This is a genomic window from Rhizobacter sp. P2_H2 (assembly GCF_056403375.1).
In genome coordinates, this window is sequence record NZ_JBFUFP010001228.1 from 1 (window position 1) to 1,484 (window position 1,484).

The following is a 1,484-nucleotide window of genomic DNA, read 5'->3' on the forward strand; positions in this document are numbered from 1 at the left end:
CTGCTGGAGCACCCGACGCCGCGCGGCATGATCGTCACGGTGGGCTGGTAAGCCCGCAGGCCCATCCGCAGGCTTGTGCCGGTACGCGTGTCCCGCGGCCGGCGCTCAAGCAGGCCCGGGCCGGGCCGATAAGAAAAGGCGCCGTCCGCATGTCGCGGGCGGCGCCTTTTTCGTTCTGCCCGCGCCGTGAATCGCCTTCCCTTCCCGGTCCTCCGGTTGCCGCCCCGCCTGCTGGCCGCGCTCGCCGGCGCAGCGCTGTGGTGCGCCGGCATGCCGGCCACGGCACAGGGCGACGAGGCCGAGCAGAAGGCGACCCTGGTCTTCAACCTGCTGCTGTTCGTCGACTGGCCGGTCGACGTGCTGCCGCCCCAGGCGCCGGCGCTCGCGCTGTGCATCGACGGCGCGAGCCCGCTGCAGCCGGCGGTGAAGGCGCTGGAGGGCCGCATCGTGCGCCACTGGCGCCTCGACGTGCGCGAGCTCTCGTCCGCCGGCAGCTGGTCGGCCTGCCATGCCGCGCTGCTGGACAGCCCGTCGAACGCGCCGGTGCGTCCGCCGGTCGGCACCTTGCTGATCTCGGATGGCGACGCCGCGCCATCGGTGCGTGCCGCGGTGGCGCTGCACCGTTCCGGCAGCCGTGTCGTGTTCGACATCGACCTCGCGACCGTCCGCGAGTCGCGCCTGCAGGTCAGCTCGAAGCTGCTGCGCGTCGCCCGGCGGGTGACCGAATGACAGGCGGGCGAATGATGAGCCTCATCGAGCGCCGCCGCGATCCGTTCCGCGTGCAGCCGGGGCCGCAGCTCGGGCGCCGGCTGATGCGCGCGGTGGCGCTCAGCGTCAGCACCGCGCTGCTGGTGGCCGGGCTCAGCTTCGACGCCTACGTGTACTTCTCGCTGCGCAGCGCGATGGCCGACGACCTGACCGCGCAGGCGCACATCGTCGCCGACAACAGCTCGGCGGCGGTGCTGTTCGGCGACAGCGGCGGCGCCGCGCAGACGCTCTCCGGCCTGCAATCGTCCGAGGCCATCGAAAGCGCCTCGCTGCACGACCTGCAGGACCGCATGGTCGCCGCCTACGGCGCACCCGGCCTGCGCACGCAGCGCGTCGACCCCGCGCCGCTGCCGCCTTCGCTCGCGAGCGAAGGCCACCGGTTCGCGCAGAACCGCCTGCAGGTGCGCGTGCCGGTGCGCGAGGGCGACCGCGTGGTCGGCCACGTGCTGCTGAGCGCGAGCCYGCGCCCGCTGTACGAGCGCGTCGCCGCCTTCGTCGCGATCACGCTGGTGGTGAGCCTGGTGTCGTTCGCGCTGGCGTATGCGCTCGCGATCGGCATCCGCCGGCAGATCGAGGGCACCGAGAAACGCCTGGACTACCTCGCCCACTACGACCCGGTCACCGGGCTGCCGAACCGGCATGCCGCCAACGAGCAGATCCAGCGGCTGATCGCGACGGTCGGCCGCACCAGCGAGGGCTTCGGCCTGCTGCTGCTC

At 73.2% G+C, this 1,484-nt stretch carries 2 protein-coding genes; both read left to right on the forward strand.

What is annotated here, in order from left to right; translation table 11 throughout:
* Positions 1-186: 186 nt before the first annotated feature.
* A complete protein-coding gene (locus AC1D15_RS31830) occupies positions 187-729 on the forward strand; it encodes a YfiR family protein (RefSeq protein WP_477829197.1) in 543 nt (180 codons plus the stop codon).
* 14 nt (positions 730-743) lie between these two features.
* Positions 744-1,484, forward strand: a 741-nt coding sequence (locus tag AC1D15_RS31835; RefSeq protein WP_477829198.1) for a CHASE sensor domain-containing protein, incomplete at its 3' end; no start/stop codon positions are given.